We start from the raw sequence: 19,470 nt of genomic DNA, 5'->3' as shown, positions 1-19,470 counted from the left end.
TCATTCCGTCGACTTCCCCCCGAAGGGTTCCGTCGATTTCCTGCGCTCGACTTGCATGTATTAGGCACGCCGCCAGCGTTCGTCCTGAGCCAGGATCAAACTCTCCAAAGAATTTGATATAGCTCTTAAAAATGACGAAGCTTGCGCTTCAATCAAAACTTGTAAAACTTTTTTGCCTCATCGTTCAGTTTTCAAAGTTCGTCTGCCGCACTTTGGCGACTTAGATATCTTAACAAGTTTCAACCAAATGGTCAATAACTTTTTTAAGATTATTTTTTTCATTCGCTCTCGGCGACGTCTATTAATATATCAATAAAACTTTAACTGTGCAATAGCTTTATCAAAAAAACTTTAAAAACAAGAAACATTCTTTGTTTTTTTATAGTCTGCGACGTTCCCCTCCCCAGTTCCTTCATTATATAGAGAAAAAAAAGACGAGACTTTCGCCTCGTCTCAAGTTCGTAAATTAGAAAGGGACACTTGTCGTCGCTTTGCTTCCTTTAGATAAAAAAAGTATAGTGCTTCAGCCTGCTTCACTTGGGCAGCCAGTTCACCAGTGTCTTCAACGCTCACTTCAAGCATGTGGCGCTTCGCTTCGTACTTCGCCTTCGCATCTAAGAGTTCTCTTAGAAACCGTTGATCATAACTATCCCGCAAAGGTTTGCGAAACCACCTCATAGTTCTCGGCGACCTTCCATCGCTCGGGAGAGGGTTACTTCATCCGCATACTCTAAATCGCCCCCGACAGGAAGCCCGTGCGCCAGACGCGTCACTTTAATCCCGGTCGGTTTGAGCAGTCTCGATAGATACATCGACGTAGCTTCCCCTTCAATGTTCGGGTTGGTCGCCAAAATCACTTCACTGACCGCTTCGTTCTCTTGCAGACGCGTCAGCAAACTCGATACGTTAATATCTTCAGGTCCAATCCCTTCCATCGGGCTAATCGCCCCATGTAACACATGGTACTTCCCTCGATATTCCCGCATCTTCTCCATTGCAATGACGTCTCGTGAATCTTGCACGACACAGATGATCGTTTCATCTCGGTGCGAATCTTTACAGATCGCACACGGATCGACGTCCGTAATATGTCCACACACTGTACAGTATTTAATATCACGCTTCGCACTGACAAGCGCCTTGGCGAACGTCAATACATCGTCCTCTTCCATATCTAATACATGGAACGCTAGCCGAATGGCAGTTTTCGGACCAATTCCTGGCAACTTTGTAAAGCTTTCAATCAAGCGTCCGATTGCTTCAGGGTATTGCAACTCGCATCTTTCCTTTCTTCACTTAAAAACCTGGAAGGTTCATCCCTTGCGTAAAACGTCCCATCTTATCGTTGACGAGTTGGTCGGCTTGTTTCATCGCGTCATTAACAGCCGCTAGAACAAGGTCTTGCAACATATCGACGTCATCTGGGTCGACCGCTTCTTCCGCGATGATGATATCCATTACTTCTTTGTGGCCACTGACGATCACTTTGACCATCCCGCCTCCGGCTGTGCCTTCAACCGTCAAGTCTTTTAACTCTTCTTGCGCTTTCGCCATATCTTTTTGCATTTTCTGCATCTGCTTCATCATGTTGTTCATGTTTCCCATTCCACGCATATCGAGCGCCTCCTTTTAAACTTCTTCGATTTCAACGACATCTCCAAATCGTTCGACAGCTTGAACAATGAGCGGGTCTTCTTCGACCTTCTCTTCTTTATGGTCTGAACGTTCGGATTGTTTACGAAGGATGAATTCGTTTTTTAACTCGACCCAATCGCTCTCGAGCACGGCCATGATTTCTCGACGGATCCCCGTCACTTCGAACAACGCTTGCTCGATCACATCGCGGGTCCGGCCGTTCGAACTGACCTGCTCGTAGTGCCATGTCATCCCATCTTTAAATTGTACCAGTAAGGTGTCACTTGCACAAAGGACAGCTTCACTCTCATAGAACAGCGCGAAAATCGGGCCGTCCACCGTGCGGATGTTGACCATAATGTCTTCCCAACTATCACGGATCGCATTCAAATGCTGCCGCTCAGCCCGTTGCAACAACTGGCGGATCCGCTCTTTCGGAACACGAACTTGCGTCCGCTTCATCACTTTCGGTTTCTCGGCAGCGGTCTCTGTGACCGCTACCCCATTTTTCTTCACTTCATTCAACTCACGACTCAATTCACGTACTTGGTCTTGAAGTTGCTTCATTTGCTCGGTCATCGTTCGTCCTTGTTCGGCGATGCGAATGAACGTCAGCTCGACCAATACTTTCGGATGGTTGGATAAGCGCATTTGTTGCTGACACTCATTCAATTCTTCGATCACTTGAAACAGCTCGTCCGTCGAGGTCGTTTCCACGAATTGGCGGAACGTCTCGTTCGGACGGGCTCGCTCTAGTAAGTCTACCGCTTGTGGAGATGCTTTTAATAGAAGGGCATCACGGTGCACGAACACGAGATCTTCGATAAACCGTTTCAAGTCCTTCCCTTCACGCAACATCGTCTCAAGCGTCTTCAGAATTTGATCGAGTTGTCTCTGTTGCAATCCATAGGCCATATCAAGGAGAGCGTCATCTGTAACCGCACCCGTCACTTCGAGCACTGCCTCTTCCGTCAAACGGCCGTCACTAAACGCAAGCGCTTGGTCAAGCAGACTCAATGCATCACGCATCCCACCGTCAGCAGCACGGGCAATCAGTTTGAGCGCTTCTGGATCATAGTCATAATCTTGGTCGTTCAAAATGTAAGCCATTCGTGTCTGGAGTTGACCGACTTCATGCCGCTTCACATCGAAACGTTGGCAACGTGAGATGATGGTCGCCGGAATCTTATGGGGCTCCGTCGTCGCTAAAATGAAGATTGCATGGGGTGGGGGTTCTTCTAACGTTTTCAATAGCGCATTGAACGCCCCAGTCGAAAGCATATGCACTTCATCGATAATGTACACTTTATAACGCGCTTGCGAAGGCGGATACTTGACCTTGTCTCGAATTTCGCGGATCTCATCGACCCCGTTGTTTGAAGCGGCATCGATTTCGAATACGTCCGGGCTCGTCCCTTCCGTAATCGCCACACAGGTCGGGCACGTATTACACGGTTCCCTCGTCGGCGCCGTTTCGCAGTTGATTGCCTTCGCGATAATCTTCGCGAGGCTCGTCTTCCCCGTACCTCGCGGACCAGAGAATAAATAAGCGTGTGACATCCGTTCTTCGAGTAACGCATTTTGAATCGTGCGTGTGATGTGTATTTGACCGACTACCTCTTGGAATGACTGCGGACGATAGACCCGATACAATGCTTGATACGCCATGTCCCCGCCTCCTTTCATCGTTTCATCTTTTATTTCATCATACAAAAAAATCTACAACCCTGGGGCCGTAGATTAAAGTTATTAAATAAATCTGCCGCGCACCGATTTCTGAAAGCACGTCAATGTGCGTTACTCATGCAGTTTGCTCGGCCCAAGCACCCCTGCGGCACACGGTACGTCACCACTTAAGGCTGCTTCCTTCCGGACCTGACCTGGTTCATGGGTGACCGTTGCGCAGGACTCAGACGTCAACGCCACTTACACGAGGACGGGCCACACCAATGCACTCCCTCGAATCGGAATTCAGTCTCGCTATAGCGGATTGCGAGTTACAGGGCACCGCTACCTCCCCGCCTAGCACGGCAAATGGGTAAATGAAGTTAAGCACTTCTTCGAGTGCTATTACATTATACTGTTTAATCAGATGCGTTGCAACCTCTCTGTTCAAGCCGAGCCTGCTTCTTCCGTTCTCGAAGGCTGCGGAAGAAGGTTGTTAGTAGCTCTCCACATTCTTCTGCTAAAACGTTTTCGGTCACTTCGGCTTGATGGTTGAACCGATCGTCTTGAAGAAGGTTCATGAGTGTCCCGCAACATCCGCCTTTGGGATCGCGGGCACCAAACACGACACGCTTCACGCGCGAGAGGATGATCGCACCCGCGCACATCGGACAAGGCTCTAACGTCACGAACAGTTCACAGTCTTCAAGCCGCCAGTTACCGAGTACCGTATTCGCTGATTCAATCGCAATCATCTCGGCATGCGCCGCCGCCAATAAATCCGTTTCACGCCGGTTATAGCCGGTCGCGATCACGTCTTCTCCTTTAACGATGACACAACCGATCGGGACTTCCCCGATCGCTTCCGCCTTCTTTGCTTCGGCGATGGCGAGCCTCATAAATCGTTCATCTCGTTCCATATTAACACCCCGTTTCTTGTCACATAGTATGAAAAAAAATGAAAATCATTTCGCTCGCCCTATCTTCTTCATTGTGTGCTAGAATGGAACTTGCACTTTGGATAATGGAGGATGACATCATATGTTTATAACGGTAGAGGGACCGATTGGTGTCGGGAAAACGTCACTGGCCCATATCATCAGTCAGCACTTTTCAATGCAGATGCTGAATGAAATTGTAGAAGAAAACCCATTTCTCGGCAAGTTTTATGAAGATATCGAAGAATGGAGTTTCCAAACGGAAATGTTCTTCTTATGCAATCGATTCAAGCAATTAGACGATATCCACAAACACCACTTGAGCCAACAGCAATCCGTCGTTTCAGACTATCATATTTTCAAGAACTTGATTTTTGCCCACCGTTCGCTGAGACCAGCCCACTTGAACAAGTATGAGCAAATCTATAAGATTTTGACACATGATATGCCGAAACCCGATGTCGTCATTTACTTGCACGCCAGTATCGAGACGCTTATGAAACGTGTAGCGTTGCGTGGACGTGAAGTAGAAGAGAACATGTCTCGCGACTACCTCGAACAACTCGCTCGGGATTACGAAACGTTTGTCGAATCGTACCGTGCGACTCACCCCGAAGTGACGATTCTTTCGTTCAGCGGAGACGAACTTGATTTTGTCCAAAACCCGGACGATTTGACGCACGTTCTCACGACGATTGAACGCGAACTAGAATTGACTAAAGGAGCCCAACTAAAATGACCCTGAATGAAAAATATAACATTCCGAATGACACGATCATTACGATCGGTGGAATGGTCGGAATCGGTAAATCGACAATCACGAACTCGCTTGCCGACGCCCTCAATTTCCGCACTTCTCTCGAGAAAGTGGACACGAACCCATACCTCGATAAATTCTATCATGATTTTGAGCGTTGGAGCTTCCATCTTCAAATCTACTTCTTGGCAGAGCGGTTCAAAGAACAGAAGAAAATCTTCCAATACGGCGGCGGCTTCATTCAAGACCGTTCGATTTATGAAGATACAGGCATCTTCGCGAAGATGCACTATGAAAAAGGCACGATGTCGCCGACAGATTACGAGACGTACTCAAGCCTGTTCGAAGCGATGGTGCTCACGCCGTTCTTCCCGCACCCTGATCTACTGATCTATCTCGAAGGCTCATTCGAGCAAGTGCTCGACCGCATTCAGCTGCGTGGCCGTGAGATGGAACAACAAACACCGATCGCGTATTGGGAAGAAATGTACGCCCGCTACACGGAATGGATCAACAACTTCAACTTGTGCCCGGTACTTCGTCTATCAATTGAAGAATATGACTTGATTAACGATCCGGATTCAGTCGAACTCATTCTTGAAAAAATCGGGAAACAATTGACAGTCGCCCGTGAAGCAAAAGTAAGATAAAAAGATGATGCCCCGCTCAAAAGCGAGGCATCATCTTTTTTACGGCTGGGCAATCGGGCGTTTTCGATGTGTCGGTGTTTTCCAAGCCTTCCGGTATCCGTCAATCGCATCAAACACAGCCGCCAGAATCGTGATGGCCACGACCAATCCGAACACCCACCCGAACGAGAACACGTCGTTCGGGACATTTAGTTCGACCCAGTCGATAAAGCGCGGGTCGAACAAGCGCGACGAACCCGCCATCCAAATGATAAAGGCGGCTGAGGCCACGTTATAGATCAAATTGAACGAGGCGAGTGCATACGTCCAACGTCCTTTCACCCATTTCCAAACACCGAGGACGACTTGAAGCAAAATGACGGCTAAGAACAACCAGACCACTTCAAACAAGAACGATTGATTAAAAATCGGGACAATCATCGAAAAACCGTCCCCTGTCGACTCATAAATCCCGAGAAACCGCTCGGCGTTCAAATACACCCCGAACCAAACCGCCGTAAAGAACAATCCGAATCCGGCATCCAATTTACTGATCCGTCCCCCGCGGTCCCGATCACGCAATGTGGACACCTTCCAACTCATGTCAGGGGCGACCGCATCGCTCGGCGCGTAACGCTCAATCAAAAAGAAGACGAGTGTGATCCAAAAGACGAGTTGAATCCCAACGTCCCATAACGTGTCGAACAAATTCGTGAGAAAGATTCCGATTGTCGGCATGGCCGGTCCCGAGAATGTCGGGATGCTCGCCATGAGCAAACCGAAGAAGACTACAGCCATCACGATCGGGACGACGAGCTTGACCACATTGACATACATCGGGAAAAACTTAGGTCCAATCAAATACTGGCCGTCTTTATAACGCGCAGCAACGATGGCCGGATGTCCCATCTGTTCGAGCACGCGCTTCACTTCCGTCTCGGTCGGCTGATCCGGCAGCTTCGCTTCGATATCCTCCCTAATAGCAACGGCAGCTTCGTCTCTCCGCTTCGGCGGGACATGCCTGACCACTTCATCGACATACGCTTCAATCCAGTCCATGACGCTCCTCTCCTTCCTAACGCGCCACCAGTCTCTACCTTATTAAGATTCCCGATTCAAGCCGAGATTAGCCGCTTTTCGCTGTTTCGCCACAAACAAAAAAAGCCGCAGACCGTAGTCTACGACAAAAAAAAAACGCATCTGCCTGTGCAGACGCCTAAAAAGCGGAGTTGGTGGGATTCGAACCCACGCGAGCCTTACGACTCCTAACGGATTTCGAGTCCGTCCCCTTCAGCCGGGCTTGGGTACAACTCCAAGCTGAAAAAAGTGTAAAAAAAAAGAAAGTGGAAGAGGTGGTGGGATTCGAACCCACGCGGGCTGTTACACCCCTGACGGTTTTCAAGACCGTTCCCTTAAACCACTTGGGTACACCTCCACGATGTATGCAATTGTTGAGCCTCTAAATAAAAATGGAAGAGGTGGTGGGATTCGAACCCACGCGGGCTGTTACACCCCTGACGGTTTTCAAGACCGTTCCCTTAAACCACTTGGGTACACCTCCACGGCTCGTATGCAGTTGACGAACAAACATCTCGCTCGACATGATTTATAGTACCAACTCAGCAAGCAGATGTCAAACCCTTTTGTAAAAAAACATTTAAAAAAAAGCCTATCCGGAATGATACGTTCGGATAGGCCATTCCTCGTTTAACGGGGAAGTTCAATTTTTTCAATTCCGCCCATGTATGGACGCAGCGCTTCTGGGATGACGACCGATCCATCGGCTTGTTGGAAGTTCTCTAAAATGGCGGCGACGGTCCGACCGACGGCAAGCCCTGAACCGTTGAGTGTATGCACGAACTCCGGTTTGGCATTCACATCACGACGGAAGCGGATCCCGGCACGACGCGCTTGGAAGTCCTCGAAGTTTGAGCAAGATGAGATCTCGCGATATACACCTTGAGCCGGCATCCATACTTCAATATCGTACTTCTTCGCTGCGGTGAAACCGAGGTCGGCTGTACACATGCTGAGTACTTGATATGGAAGACCGAGGCGTTTCAACACTTCTTCCGCGTGTCCTGTCAACAACTCGAGTTGCTCGTAAGACTCTTCTGGTTTGACGAAGCGGACGAGCTCGACTTTGTTGAACTGGTGCTGACGGATGAGACCGCGTGTGTCACGACCGGCAGATCCCGCTTCTGAACGGAAGCAAGCGCTGTAAGCTGTATACGTGATCGGCAAGTTCGCTTCAGCGATAATCTCATCGCGGTGCATGTTCGTCACCGGTACTTCCGCTGTCGGGACGAGGAAGTAATTCGTGTCGGCCACTTTGAACGCATCTTCTTCAAATTTAGGCAACTGACCCGTCCCTGTCATCGCGTCACGGTTAACCATGTACGGTGGGAGCACTTCAGAATAGCCGTGCTCATCGGCATGCATATCCATCATGAAGTTGATCAACGCCCGTTCTAAGCGAGCACCTAATCCTTTATAGAAGACGAAACGGCTTCCCGTCACTTTACCGGCGCGTTCGACGTCGACAATTTTCAAGTCTTCCATCACGTCCCAATGCTGTTTCATCTCAAAATCGAACTCGGGCTTCGTTCCGACTTCGCGGATCGTGACGTTGTCGTCTTCTGTTTCACCGATCGGCGTTGATTCATGCGGGATGTTCGGGATGCTGAGGAGAATCATGTTCAACTCGGCTTCCACTTCACGTAATTCCTCGTCGAGCAACTTGATCTCATCACCAAGGCGGCGTGTTTCAAGGATCGGTGCTTCCGCGTCTTGCTTGTTGCGCTTGAGCTCAGCGATTTGTTTCGTCGCTTCATTTCGTTTTGCTTTCTTCACATCGACCTCGTTGATGAGGTCCCGGCGTTTCTCTTCTAACTCCGGGAAACGGTCGAGCGCACTCAAGTCTTCACCGCGTTGGGCGAGCTTGGTTTTAATCCCTTCAAAATCTTGACGTAATCGTTTGATGTCTAACATAACTAGTTCCTCCTTTTTTGCATAAAAAAGGTGGCACGCCCCTTTCCCGTAGGAAAGGGACGAACCACCTTGGATCCGCGTTGCCACCCTCGTTGCCTAAAACTAGGCCACTCGATGCACGTAACGTGTGCGTGACGTGACTTGTTTCCAAGTCAATGCTCCGAGGCCGATTCAGTTACGTCGTCCCACTAGTTTGCACCAACCACTAGCTCTCTGTAAGTAGATGACTGTAACGTACTTTTCCTCATCGTTGCATCTGTCATTGAATTAATCTTACTTTACAACATCTCGACTCTATCGACAAGACTCAGTTTTCCTAGGACGAGTCGAACCTCCTCTAAAAAGTCTGCGAAGGCCCGGCTCATCCGAGTCAAAAATGAAGCGGTCTCGACTGATTCGGCAGTCACAAGTGTTCCTGTCGGCGGACTCTCGCCGTCAAGATAGCGGACGCTCTCTGAAGGTTCAATCGTGACCGTCCCGACTTGTTGATCGACTGCGACCGGTGCTTTCGTGTCCGGAAGGTCATAGACTGGTTCAGGGACGGCTTGTCCTTTCTCGACGAGCACTTCGAACGCCGCTGTCGTCCGCGCAGCTACCGTTTCAACTTCTCCCTCGGCGACGAATACATTCTCCGGCACGATTTCTCCGGTCCGTAAAATCGGTGTCATGACAAAGTCGCGATAAGCGAACTCATGAAGTGCTTTCGTCGCCTCATAGCGCCCGTTGTCCGTCTCGGCCCCAAGGACGACGGAGAGTACGGTCCGACCATCTCGTGTCGATACGCCGATGAAGCAATAACCGGCGTCATCCGTCGTGCCCGTCTTAAAACCGAGCATCCCTGGATACGCCAAATCGCGGCCTGAAAGCATCCGATTCGTCGCTTCGAATCTGACGCCGTCAATGTCGACATACGCTCGCTTCGTCACGTCGAGCACATCCGGAAATTTCGTCAAGTAGGCGAGCGCCAGCCTCATCAAATCATTCGCCGACGTCAAGTTTTCTCCTGGACGACCTGCTGATACAGAATCTAGTCCCGAGACGTTCGCGAACGTCGTCTGGGTCATGCCGAGCTCGGTCGCCCGCTCGTTCATCTGTTGAACGAACGCGTCTTCCGACCCCGCCACCGCCTCGGACAGTGTCACCGCGGCCTCGTTCGCCGAGCGGATGAGCGCCACGTCATATAGTTCCTTGACTGTATACGGTTTATTGACGAGCGGGATGCGGGCGAGCCCTGGTTTACGCGTCAAGGCCAATGCCGCTTCACTCGGCGTCACTTCTTCGTTCCAACTCAGTTCTCCTGACTCGACTGCCTCCCGAACGAGGAAAGTGGTCATCAGCTTTGTAATCGACGCCGGTGGGAGCATCGCATCTTCATCTTTCGAAAAAAGAACCTGCCCGGTCGTCATATCGACGAGCATCGCACCGCTCGCTTCGACTTTAGGCGCTGCTGAAGCGTTCATCGGAGAAACAATAGTTATAAGGACAGCGCATATGAGCACCGATACAATCCATTTATCTTTCACAGTCTTGCCCCTTTCTGTACGTGTCTCGTTACAGTGTAGCAGAAAAAGACCCCCTAGTTACAGGGAGTCTTCGACTCATGCGAGTTGATGCTTCGTCGCCTCGACGATTTCTAAGAAGTAGCGGTGCATCGACAAGTCATCCGTCAGTTCTGGATGGAACGAACAGGCAACATATTTGTCGTAGCGTACTGCAACGATCGCTTCTTCGACCTCGGCGAGGACTTCAACGTTAGCGTCAACCGTTGCTACTTGCGGGGCCCGGATGAATACGGCTTCAACCGCGTCATCGATTCCTTTGACCGGTAAATCGACCTCGAAACTGTCGACTTGACGTCCGAACGCGTTGCGCTTGACGGTCATCGGGATTTTGCGAAGGTGGGCATCATACCCTTCCACTTCGGTCGCGAGTAAAATCAGTCCGGCACATGTGCCGAACATCGGCAACGATGTGTTCGCACGAAGCGGTTCGAGCAGGTCATAGCGGTCGAGCAGACGACGCATCGCCGTGCTCTCTCCGCCTGGCAAGACGAGTCCGTCGATGCGGTCCAAGTCATCGACCGAACGGACGACGAGCGTATCTGCACCGAGCGCCTCGAGCATGCGGACGTGTTCACGAATCGCACCTTGCATTCCGAGTACACCGATCGTCGTCATCTTACCAACCTCGCGGCGCCATGAGCTCTTCTGGTTTGAGCGTGCGGACGTCGAGTCCTTTCATCGCTTCGCCAAGACCTTTTGACAAGTGAGCGATTCGCTCGTAGTCGTCATGGTATGTCGTCGCTTCAACGATGGCACGGGCAAATTTCTCTGGGTTCTCTGCTTTGAAGATACCTGATCCGACGAAGACGCCGTCCGCACCGAGGTGCATCATGAGTGCCGCGTCTGCCGGCGTCGCGATACCACCTGCTGCGAAGTTGACGACCGGAAGACGGCCCGCTTCACGAATTTGCATGAGCACTTCGAACGGTGCACCAAGGTCGCGCGCTTCTGTCATCACTTCATCGATGCTCATTGAAAGCAAGCGTTTCACTTGTGCTTGGACAGTACGCATGTGACGAACCGCTTCGACGATGTTTCCTGTCCCTGGCTCACCTTTTGTCCGAATCATCGCTGCACCTTCACCGATGCGGCGTGAAGCTTCTCCGAGGTCACGCGCTCCGCAGACGAACGGCGCATTGTAATCACGCTTGTAAAGATGGAACTCTTCATCGGCCGGTGTCAACACTTCGCTCTCGTCGATGAAATCGACCCCCATCGATTCAAGGACACGGGCTTCGGCGATATGTCCGATGCGGCATTTCGCCATGACCGGTACAGATACCGCTCCCATGACATCTTCGATGATTGTCGGGTCTGCCATCCGGGCGACGCCACCCATTTTACGAATGTCTGATGGTACGCGCTCGAGCGCCATGACTGCCACGGCTCCTGCTGCTTCAGCAATCTTCGCCTGTTCAGCGTTGATGACGTCCATGATGACGCCACCTTTTTGCATTTCGGCCATTCCACGTTTGACTTTATCTGTCCCTACTTGTCTCTTTTCCATATAAATCGCCTCCATTAAGCTAGTCTACTTGCAAGTATAGATTGATTTGACTATATTGAAAGTGCCAGTTTTATGTTTTTTAAAGTGGTCAGTTTTAAGAGAAGGGTTCATGCTCGTTTCCTCGAATCTTATTACGTATAAGGGAGGAATGTTTTATGGACCAATGGAACCCGCGAGATCAAGCGGAAAACCGTTCCTTTTACGGGAAGCCTGGACTGATTTCGTTCATTCTCGTCATCGGATTCGTGCTCTATGTTTTCTTCGGCTGACAGAAGAAAGGACAACTTATGGATATGCTCACATTCTCGCTCGAGCCCGAATCGAGCACCCCGCTTTATGAACAGCTCTATTTACACATCCGGCAAGCGATCGTCAATGACACGCTCATGACCGGGACGAAACTGCCGTCAAAACGGAAGCTCGGCCAATTTTTGGACGTCTCGCAAACGACGGTCGAGCTCGCTTACGCCCAGCTGCTTGCTGAAGGATATATCGAGTCGCTGCCACGGAAAGGGTTTTACGTCTTGCCGCAAGAAGAGCTGTACGTCAGGCGTGGCACCAGCACGATCGAACCGCTTCCGACGAAAAAAACATACACGTTCGACTTATACCCGAGTCAGATCGATACGACCGCATTCCCGTTCGAACGTTGGCGCCGTCACTTGAAACAAGTCGTCGCCGAGGAGAATCATGAACTGCTCGCACTCGGGTCGGTGCAAGGCGATCTCGTGCTCCGCCAAGAAATCGCCACGTACTTGTATCACTCCCGTGGCGTTCATTGTTCGCCCGAGCAGATCATCGTCGGTTCTGGGACCGAGCAATTGTTGCCTCAACTGCTCGACTTGCTCACCGACGCGACGACGTTCGGGATTGAAGACCCGGGCTATCCGCTCACGCGACAGCTGTTCGAACACCAAAATCGAAGCTACGTCCCGCTCCCGGTCGACGACAGCGGGGTCCTTGTCGACCGACTCGAGGCAGAGGCAATCGATGCGGTTTATGTGACCCCGGCCCATCAGTTCCCGACCGGTACGATCCTGTCCGTCAGCCGTCGCCAGCGCCTCCTCAACTGGGCGTCCGAGCGGCAAACGTACATCATTGAAGATGATTACGATAGCGAGTTTCGTTACAGCGGCAAACCGATTCCTTCGTTGCAAAGCATGGACCAAAACGAACGTGTCGTTTATTTGAGCACGTTTTCGAAGTCGCTCATGCCTTCGCTCCGCATCGGTTACATGGTGCTTCCGCCCCCACTGTTAAACCGCTATCGGGAACGGTATCGCCATTTCACCTGCAGCGTGCCGCGTTTCGAGCAACATACGCTAACCGAGTTTATGGCGAGCGGCGATTTCGAGAAACATTTGAACCGGATGCGCAAAACATACCGCCGCAAACTTGAGACCGTGATCACTGCGTTCAAACCATACGAGCCGCTCGTCACAATCACTGGCGCCAGCGCTGGTCTCCACATCGTCCTCTCGGTCGATACAGCGCAAACTAGCGAGCAATTGAAGCAACTCGCTGAACAGTCAGGCATTCGTATCAAGGCGATGGCCGACTATCGTATCAATTCACGCGACACGAGACCGCAACTGCTGTTTGGTTTCGCCGCCCTGCCTGAAGCGACGTTACAAACGGCAATCGACCAGTTGATGGCCTGTTGGAATATCGGGAAGGGAGGGCCATATGGGAAAACCTCGCGATGAAACAATGATCAGACGCTCACGCTACGTCATCGGCATCGTCTGTTTGTTGATCGGTAGCCTCTTTTTGACCGAGTCATGGTGGAAAGACCGTGTCGCCACCTCGAACAGCAAACGTGTGACTGAAGCGATTCAACTCCAACAGCCGGATCGGGGCGAATTCGACTTCGAAACGGTCGAACCGTTATCGTGGGACGACTTGTTAAACGTGCGCAATCGATTTCATGATTTGCCGACAATCGGCATGATCACGATTCCAGATATCGATTTAGAATTACCAATTTTGTACGGTCTCGACAATGAGAATTTGGCGGTCGGGGCTGGGACGATGCGCGCTTCCCAACAGATGGGGCGTGGGAATTACGCACTAGCCGGTCATTACACCCAAAGTCCGACAGCCTTGTTCGGACCGCTCCATACGATCACGACGGGAACGATGATTTACGTGACCGATTTGACGAACACGTATCAATACCGGACGGATTCACTCGAGACCGTTCCCCCGACACGGGTCGATGTGCTTGACGAGACGACAGATGCGACCATTACCTTGATCACATGCACGTTCGATGCGACGGAACGATTAATCGTCAAGGGAGAGCTCGTGCAGACAACACCTTATATCTCTAACTGAGCGTCCTTCCACACGAAGGACGTTTTATTGTTTTTCAAAAAACATATTGTGAGCGCTTACATAATCGGCTAAACTATTTCTGGAACCGCTTGCACAAAATTGACAATCCGTTGCCCTGTAGACGACCTATTTTACGAAAGAGGTGCTCTCATGAAGAAGAACAATACGGCACGACGTACGACGACATTACTCTTATCTTCTGTCCTGCTCATTCAAGCTGGTGTCCCGGTGAACGTCTTGGCCGAACCGACGGCGGTGGCAGTCGATGGGAATAAAACCGATTGGACAGACGTCTCGGCGCTGGCGTCATCGGCAGATGTTGGTTGGCAAGGCTTCGATCTCGGCAATCTTTATCTTCAAAATGACAAAACGAACCTGTACTTCTATGTCGATGCGTTCAACGTCCCGAACTGGGGCGACAACGGCCAATACATAAACATCGCCCTCCAAGTGAACGATGAAGATTCTGGCGTCGCCACGAACCCGCTCGGTTACCCGTTCAACTTTAGTCAAACAGACAAAAAACCGCAGTATCACATTTTACTTCGTGTCGATGGAGACAAGTCTGTCAAAGAAGCCGCGCTCTATGAAGCTGGGAAGACGACCCCGCTCGCGAACTTGGCAAACTTGAACGGTGCTTCGTTCGCCCTCGACCGGACGACAGGATTCGAAGGGAAAATCCCGTTGTCGCTGCTCGGTTTGAAAAATGACGACACGGTCCGTGCTCTCACCGTCCTCAGCGGAAACAATGCCGGTGAACACGGTGCGTTCGATACGATTCCGAGCAACGAATCTAACAAACTAGCCGACAGCTGGAACGTCTCGGCCAACCCGTCGACTCAATCTGTGTACAGCCCGGCCTATACGCTCAGCGGCGTCGAGACGGTGATGCAGCTTGAAGTAACGAATGTCGACCCAGCGAATCAGTCTGAAGCTGCCGACGTATCTGCTCCCATCACCTGGACGTTCAATGAACCGGTGACGTTAGACGCCTCGAACGTCAGCTTGATAAGCGGAGAAACGGCTGTCCCGTTTACTGCTGAAGCAAACGGTTCGATCGTGACTGTCACGCCGACGAGCAAACTCGGACTCGGTCAGACGTACACGGCCACATTGCCAGCCGGAGCCGTCAAAGGTAACTTATCGACCACGACGCTACCCGCGCTGACGACTTCGTTCAAGACCGTCACGGAGCTGGCTGATCCATGGAAGACGCAGCGATACATCGAAATGCTGTACGTCCGTGCCGATCAAGACTATACCGATTGGAACTTGTGGACGTGGAGCACCGGTGTCAAAGATGGACAAGTGGATCCCTACAAAATTACGGAAGACGGCGCCATTTTCCGAATTCCAGTCGGGAAAGATGCGACGAACGTCGGATTTGTCATCCGTAAAGGAACCGATTGGGCGGTCAAGGACGCTTACGGTGAAGACCGTTACGTGAAACTCGGAAACGATCGTGTCACGAAAGTCGTCGTCGCGAGCGGCCAAGGCGTCTTCCATCAAGTACCAACCATTCAAGGACCGGTGTTCGAGGACGGGACCGTCACGTTCTTCTATCGGGACAAAGACTTGTACGAGGCAGGACAGCTCGATCAACTCGACCGTGTCGCCTTAAACGTAAATGGCGTGACCTATCCGATGACGTATGAGGACAAGAACGAATGGTACCGTCATACCGTCCGTCTTCCGGAAGGGACGCATGACTATACGTTCCTCGTCACGAAAGACGGCGTCACGACCGAAGTGACGGATCCCTATTTTGAAGCGTCAACCGTCGAATACCGTCGTCCGGCCGTCAAACTCACGTCTTCGATCGCACCGAAAGCGATCAGTTCGCGGGAGAATGCCGTCGTTCACGTCAAACCGACGTTACCAGAAGGCGTGACGCTTCGCGAACTCTATATCGATGCCCGCCCGCTTGGTGGACCGGCTAAACTTTCAATCGATCCGGCGCTCAATAAACAGACGATCGCGGTCAAAGATACGGTCAAGCCAGGCAACAAAACGTTGACGATCACGGCCGTGGATCAATATGGCAACGTCCATAAAACGACGGCTTCCGTAAACGTCCGACCGGTCACGATGAAAGACAAGCAAGCGTTTGACTGGGACGAAGCCCGGATCTACTTCATGTTGACGGACCGTTTCCACGATGGCGACAAGACGAACAATAATCCGAACGGTGAATATTATGACCAAGATCATCTCGAGTCGTATCACGGCGGCGATTTCGCCGGGATCACAAAAAAACTCGACTATCTCGACAAGCTCGGGATCAACACGATTTGGATCACCCCGATCGTCGATAATATCGATTGGGATCTCCGCTACGGTAAAGATGGCTCTCAATACGGCTATCACGGTTACTGGGCCAAAAACTTCGAGAAACTTGATGAACATCTCGGAGACATGCAGGCGTTCCATCGCCTGATCGATGCGGCCCACGCACGCGGCATCAAGATCATGGTCGACGTCGTCTTGAACCACCCAGGCTACGGAATGGAACCAGGCGCCGACAGCACAGGGGCGACGAATTTCCCTACGAACAAGGAACGTGATGCCTTTAAAGGCATGATTCGGGACACGCCTGTCGACGGGAACGATTTGAAAATGTCGCTCTCCGGCCTTCCTGACTTTAAGACAGAGGAAGCTGCCGTCCGTGAACAACTCGTCAAATGGCAGACTGACTGGATCAAGCGTTCGAAGACGAAACAAGGAAACACGATTGATTACTTCCGTGTCGATACGGTCAAGCATGTGGATGCGACGACGTGGAAATCGTTTAAGAATGAACTGACCGCGCTCAAGCCAGACTTTAAAATGATTGGTGAGCATTACGGGGCGAGTGTGAACAACACAGGCGGCTATCTCCGGAGCGGCCAGATGGATTCGTTGCTTGATTTCGACTTCAAGTACCAAGCGGAAAATTTCATCAACGGGAACATTGATGGGGTCGAGAGCGCTCTTCAATACCGGAATACCCAACTCTCGAACGAAGCGACACTCGGCCAGTTCCTCAGCAGCCACGATGAAGATGGCTTCCTCATCTCTCGTGCTCGCGGCGATGAAGGTAAGCATATGGTCGCAGCCTCGCTCCAAATGACGGCGAAAGGGCAACCGGTCATCTACTATGGAGAAGAGATCGGTCAATCTGGGAAACATGCCTTAGACATGGACAAAGGCGAGTTTAACGAAAACCGTTACGACTTTGACTGGAAACGGGTGAACGGTGAAGGCAAAGACATGCACGCCCACTATCAAAAGTTGCTCAACATTCGGGCGGACTATTCAAAAGTCTTCAGCAAAGGAACACGTTCGGTCGTTGCCGGCGGTTCGAACACCGGTTATTCGATTTTTGAACGGGCTTACGGCAAAGAGTCTATTCTCATTGGATTGAACACGAAAGAGTCGGCTCAAACAGCGACGTTCGAAACAAAGCACAAACAGAACACAGTGCTCGTCGACCGCTATAGCGGACGGACGTACGTCGTCAAGCGCGATGGCAAGGTGACCGTGAACTTACCAGCGCAAGATCAAGGCGGTACGGTCATCCTCGTCTCTAAAGCTAAAAAATGATCAGCAAAAAGCCGTTGTCCCTTTTCAGGAGACAACGGCTTATTTGTTAACGTGAATAGTTTGGTGCTTCTTTTGTGATGTGCACATCGTGTGGGTGGCTTTCTTGCAGGCCGGCTCCAGTCATTCGAATGAACTGCGTATCTTCTCGCAATGCTCGAATGTCGGCAGCGCCGCAATAGCCCATTCCCGAACGGAGGCCACCAATGAGTTGATACACCGTATCGGCCAGCTCGCCTCGGTAAGCAACGCGTCCTTCAATGCCTTCTGGGACGAATTTTTTATCCGCTTCTTGGAAGTAACGGTCTTGACTGCCTCGCTTCATCGAAGCTTCCGACCCCATACCGCGATACGTCTTAAACTGACGACCTTGATAGATCTCCATCTCGCCTGGGCTCTCTTTTACGCCGGCGAGAAGGCTGCCGAGCATGACAGCGCTCGCGCCAGCAGCAATTGCCTTGACGATGTCGCCCGAGTACTTGATTCCACCGTCAGCGATGACCGTGACACCGTGCTCCCGCGCTTCTGTCACGCAGTCATAGACTGCCGTGATTTGAGGGACACCGACTCCGGCAACGACCCGTGTCGTACAAATCGAACCTGGTCCGATTCCGACTTTAATGACTGAGGCGCCGGCCTCGATCAAAGCACGTGTCGCTTCTGCCGTCGCCACGTTACCAGCGATGATTGGAAGTGTTGGGAACAAATCACGCAGTTCTTTCACTTTCTCGATGACACCAGCCGAGTGACCGTGTGCTGTATCGACAACGAGCGCATCCACGCCTGCATCGACAAGGATTTGAGCACGCGAAGCAGCGTCTTTTGTTACCCCGACAGCTGCCGCCACAAGAAGGCGCCCTTGTTTGTCTTTCGCAGCGTGAGGGAATTGCTCAACCTTCTCGATATCTTTCGTCGTGATCAAGCCCTTTAAAACGCCGGCATCGTCGACGAGTGGTAACTTCTCGATGCGGTGTTGGTGCAGAATCCGCTCTGCTTCTTCAAGAGAAGTTCCGACTTTTGCAGTGACAAGATTTTCTGTCGTCATGACGTCTTCGATCACAGTCGAGTAGTCTCTGATGAAGCGAAGGTCACGGTTAGTCAAAATACCGATTAATTTCCGTTCCTGTTCAGAATTGACGATTGGGACACCGGAAATGCGGTATTTACTCATTAAATACTCGGCATCATAAATTTGGCGCTCTGGTGTCAAATAAAATGGATTCGTAATGACTCCGTTCTCCGAACGTTTCACACGGTCGACATTCTCTGCTTGCATTTCCATCGACATGTTTTTGTGGATGACGCCAAGACCACCTTGACGCGCCATGGCGATCGCCATCGGTGCTTCCGTCACTGTGTCCATACCAGCGCTGATGACTGGAATGTTTAACTCAAGCCCTTCACATAGCTTCGTGCTCAGACTTACATCTCTTGGCAAGACGTTTGAAAACCGTGGTACGAGTAAGACGTCATCAAACGTTAATCCTTCTTTTGCAAACTTGTTTTCCCACATAAAAATCGATTGCCCCTTTCTCTATCGGACCCAAATCTTTGTTTCGAAATATTTCTGTAATGGTAACAGGTATGGCTCGAAAGTGCAATTCAATTCACGATGTTCAGAAAGTTCAGAATTGTGTTCATTCCTGTTGAATCCTTCTCAAATCATTCGGAAAATGTCCACGTTGTCGGAAGGCCAAGCCAATAATAATCGGTTTTAGAAATAGAAAAAGACGACCAAGCAGATGCTTGGTCGTCTTTCATATGGCCTGGCAACGTCCTATCCTCACAGGGGGAGACCCCCAACTACTTTCGGCGCTGAAGCGCTTAACTTCCGTGTTCGGCATGGGAACGGGTGTGGCCGCTTCGCTAT

General features: G+C 51.0%; 16 protein-coding genes, 3 tRNA genes, 2 rRNA genes, 1 other RNA gene and 1 other annotated feature. Of the genes, 5 read left to right on the top strand and 17 right to left on the bottom strand.

Annotation, left to right across the window (positions count from 1 at the left end; all coding sequences use genetic code 11):
• The 7 genes from EVJ30_RS14320 to tadA form a co-directional block, all read right to left on the bottom strand.
• Positions 1-111, bottom strand: a 16S ribosomal RNA gene (locus EVJ30_RS14320); the annotation flags it as partial.
• A 342-nt stretch (positions 112-453) separates the two neighbouring features.
• The gene (locus EVJ30_RS14315; RefSeq protein ID WP_236634176.1) at positions 454-657 is read right to left on the bottom strand and encodes a YaaL family protein; all 204 of its coding nucleotides are present in this window, start codon (positions 655-657) and stop codon (positions 454-456) included.
• Between the two features lie 17 nt (positions 658-674).
• Positions 675-1,274 carry a recombination mediator RecR gene (gene recR / locus EVJ30_RS14310; protein WP_070329500.1) on the bottom strand — a complete coding sequence of 200 codons (600 nt, stop codon included), beginning with the start codon at positions 1,272-1,274 and terminating at the stop codon, positions 675-677.
• 22 nt (positions 1,275-1,296) lie between these two features.
• The gene (locus EVJ30_RS14305) at positions 1,297-1,614 is read right to left on the bottom strand and encodes a YbaB/EbfC family nucleoid-associated protein (RefSeq protein WP_035386845.1); all 318 of its coding nucleotides are present in this window, start codon (positions 1,612-1,614) and stop codon (positions 1,297-1,299) included.
• A gap of 15 nt (positions 1,615-1,629) precedes the next feature.
• Complete coding sequence (dnaX, locus tag EVJ30_RS14300; protein WP_131459038.1) at positions 1,630-3,303, bottom strand: DNA polymerase III subunit gamma/tau; 1,674 nt, start codon at positions 3,301-3,303, stop codon at positions 1,630-1,632.
• A gap of 94 nt (positions 3,304-3,397) precedes the next feature.
• An RNA gene (gene ffs, locus EVJ30_RS14295) (signal recognition particle sRNA large type) lies at positions 3,398-3,666 on the bottom strand.
• 53 nt (positions 3,667-3,719) lie between these two features.
• Positions 3,720-4,220: a tRNA adenosine(34) deaminase TadA gene (gene tadA, locus EVJ30_RS14290; RefSeq protein WP_131459037.1), complete on the bottom strand. Its 501-nt coding sequence runs from the start codon at positions 4,218-4,220 to the stop codon at positions 3,720-3,722.
• Positions 4,221-4,341: 121 nt separating this feature from the next.
• On the opposite strand from tadA, the gene EVJ30_RS14285 reads away from it, so the two are divergent.
• Both EVJ30_RS14285 and EVJ30_RS14280 read left to right on the top strand, forming a co-directional pair.
• Positions 4,342-4,977 (top strand): deoxynucleoside kinase, encoded by a 636-nt coding sequence (locus tag EVJ30_RS14285; RefSeq protein ID WP_070329502.1) that lies wholly within the window; start codon positions 4,342-4,344, stop codon positions 4,975-4,977.
• A complete protein-coding gene (locus EVJ30_RS14280; RefSeq protein WP_016510587.1) occupies positions 4,974-5,645 on the top strand; it encodes a deoxynucleoside kinase in 672 nt (223 codons plus the stop codon). Before EVJ30_RS14285 ends, EVJ30_RS14280 begins: the two co-directional genes overlap by 4 nt.
• Positions 5,646-5,684: 39 nt before the next feature.
• On the opposite strand, the gene EVJ30_RS14275 is transcribed toward EVJ30_RS14280, so the two are convergent.
• From EVJ30_RS14275 to pdxS, 8 genes are all read right to left on the bottom strand, one after another.
• Entirely contained in the window at positions 5,685-6,683 is a 999-nt protein-coding gene (locus EVJ30_RS14275) for a hypothetical protein (RefSeq protein ID WP_131469523.1), read from the bottom strand.
• 165 nt (positions 6,684-6,848) lie between these two features.
• Positions 6,849-6,938 (bottom strand) — tRNA-Ser (locus EVJ30_RS14270).
• A gap of 30 nt (positions 6,939-6,968) precedes the next feature.
• Positions 6,969-7,059, bottom strand: a tRNA-Ser gene (locus tag EVJ30_RS14265).
• 35 nt (positions 7,060-7,094) lie between these two features.
• Positions 7,095-7,185, bottom strand: a tRNA-Ser gene (locus EVJ30_RS14260).
• A gap of 146 nt (positions 7,186-7,331) precedes the next feature.
• A complete protein-coding gene (gene serS / locus EVJ30_RS14255) occupies positions 7,332-8,615 on the bottom strand; it encodes a serine--tRNA ligase (protein WP_070329504.1) in 1,284 nt (427 codons plus the stop codon).
• 52 nt (positions 8,616-8,667) lie between these two features.
• Positions 8,668-8,875, bottom strand: a binding site (T-box leader).
• An 18-nt stretch (positions 8,876-8,893) separates the two neighbouring features.
• Positions 8,894-10,075, bottom strand: a complete 1,182-nt coding sequence (locus EVJ30_RS14250) for a D-alanyl-D-alanine carboxypeptidase family protein (RefSeq protein WP_131459040.1) — start codon at positions 10,073-10,075, stop codon at positions 8,894-8,896.
• Between the two features lie 138 nt (positions 10,076-10,213).
• The gene (pdxT, locus tag EVJ30_RS14245) at positions 10,214-10,792 is read right to left on the bottom strand and encodes a pyridoxal 5'-phosphate synthase glutaminase subunit PdxT (protein WP_131459035.1); all 579 of its coding nucleotides are present in this window, start codon (positions 10,790-10,792) and stop codon (positions 10,214-10,216) included.
• 1 nt (position 10,793) lies between these two features.
• Positions 10,794-11,684, bottom strand: a complete 891-nt coding sequence (pdxS, locus tag EVJ30_RS14240; protein ID WP_070329506.1) for a pyridoxal 5'-phosphate synthase lyase subunit PdxS — start codon at positions 11,682-11,684, stop codon at positions 10,794-10,796.
• Positions 11,685-11,971: 287 nt separating this feature from the next.
• On the opposite strand from pdxS, the gene pdxR reads away from it, so the two are divergent.
• The 3 genes from pdxR to EVJ30_RS14225 all read left to right on the top strand — a co-directional run bounded on the left by pdxR (position 11,972) and on the right by EVJ30_RS14225 (position 17,603).
• The gene (gene pdxR / locus EVJ30_RS14235) at positions 11,972-13,390 is read left to right on the top strand and encodes a MocR-like pyridoxine biosynthesis transcription factor PdxR (RefSeq protein WP_131459034.1); all 1,419 of its coding nucleotides are present in this window, start codon (positions 11,972-11,974) and stop codon (positions 13,388-13,390) included.
• Positions 13,371-14,021, top strand: a complete 651-nt coding sequence (locus tag EVJ30_RS14230) for a class A sortase (RefSeq protein ID WP_131459033.1) — start codon at positions 13,371-13,373, stop codon at positions 14,019-14,021. Before pdxR ends, EVJ30_RS14230 begins: the two co-directional genes overlap by 20 nt.
• A 150-nt stretch (positions 14,022-14,171) precedes the next feature.
• Positions 14,172-17,603 carry an alpha-amylase family glycosyl hydrolase gene (locus EVJ30_RS14225; RefSeq protein WP_131469522.1) on the top strand — a complete coding sequence of 1,144 codons (3,432 nt, stop codon included), beginning with the start codon at positions 14,172-14,174 and terminating at the stop codon, positions 17,601-17,603.
• Positions 17,604-17,649: 46 nt separating this feature from the next.
• Here the strand turns inward: EVJ30_RS14225 and guaB are convergent, their stop codons facing one another.
• Complete coding sequence (gene guaB, locus EVJ30_RS14220) at positions 17,650-19,113, bottom strand: IMP dehydrogenase (protein WP_070329510.1); 1,464 nt, start codon at positions 19,111-19,113, stop codon at positions 17,650-17,652.
• Between the two features lie 251 nt (positions 19,114-19,364).
• Positions 19,365-19,470, bottom strand: a 5S ribosomal RNA gene (gene rrf, locus EVJ30_RS14215); the annotation flags it as partial.

It is taken from the genome of Exiguobacterium sp. SH5S13, assembly GCF_004337085.1.
GTDB lineage: Bacteria > Bacillota > Bacilli > Exiguobacteriales > Exiguobacteriaceae > Exiguobacterium > Exiguobacterium aurantiacum_A.
This window is presented reverse-complemented; position numbering and strand designations above follow the sequence as displayed.

Excerpts from the sequence above, each read along its gene's own strand:
- EVJ30_RS14305 (WP_035386845.1), bottom strand. The coding sequence starts at position 1,614 with ATGCGTGGAATGGGAAACATGAACAACATGATGAAGCAGATGCAGAAA.
- pdxT (WP_131459035.1), bottom strand. The coding sequence starts at position 10,792 with ATGACGACGATCGGTGTACTCGGAATGCAAGGTGCGATTCGTGAACAC.
- guaB (WP_070329510.1), bottom strand. The coding sequence starts at position 19,113 with ATGTGGGAAAACAAGTTTGCAAAAGAAGGATTAACGTTTGATGACGTC.
- tadA (WP_131459037.1), bottom strand. The coding sequence starts at position 4,220 with ATGGAACGAGATGAACGATTTATGAGGCTCGCCATCGCCGAAGCAAAG.
- pdxS (WP_070329506.1), bottom strand. The coding sequence starts at position 11,684 with ATGGAAAAGAGACAAGTAGGGACAGATAAAGTCAAACGTGGAATGGCC.
- serS (WP_070329504.1), bottom strand. The coding sequence starts at position 8,615 with ATGTTAGACATCAAACGATTACGTCAAGATTTTGAAGGGATTAAAACC.
- EVJ30_RS14280 (WP_016510587.1), top strand. The coding sequence starts at position 4,974 with ATGACCCTGAATGAAAAATATAACATTCCGAATGACACGATCATTACG.
- EVJ30_RS14230 (WP_131459033.1), top strand. The coding sequence starts at position 13,371 with ATGGGAAAACCTCGCGATGAAACAATGATCAGACGCTCACGCTACGTC.
- EVJ30_RS14285 (WP_070329502.1), top strand. The coding sequence starts at position 4,342 with ATGTTTATAACGGTAGAGGGACCGATTGGTGTCGGGAAAACGTCACTG.
- EVJ30_RS14225 (WP_131469522.1), top strand. The coding sequence starts at position 14,172 with ATGAAGAAGAACAATACGGCACGACGTACGACGACATTACTCTTATCT.
- dnaX (WP_131459038.1), bottom strand. The coding sequence starts at position 3,303 with ATGGCGTATCAAGCATTGTATCGGGTCTATCGTCCGCAGTCATTCCAA.
- pdxR (WP_131459034.1), top strand. The coding sequence starts at position 11,972 with ATGGATATGCTCACATTCTCGCTCGAGCCCGAATCGAGCACCCCGCTT.
- EVJ30_RS14275 (WP_131469523.1), bottom strand. The coding sequence starts at position 6,683 with ATGGACTGGATTGAAGCGTATGTCGATGAAGTGGTCAGGCATGTCCCG.
- EVJ30_RS14250 (WP_131459040.1), bottom strand. The coding sequence starts at position 10,075 with ATGAACGCTTCAGCAGCGCCTAAAGTCGAAGCGAGCGGTGCGATGCTC.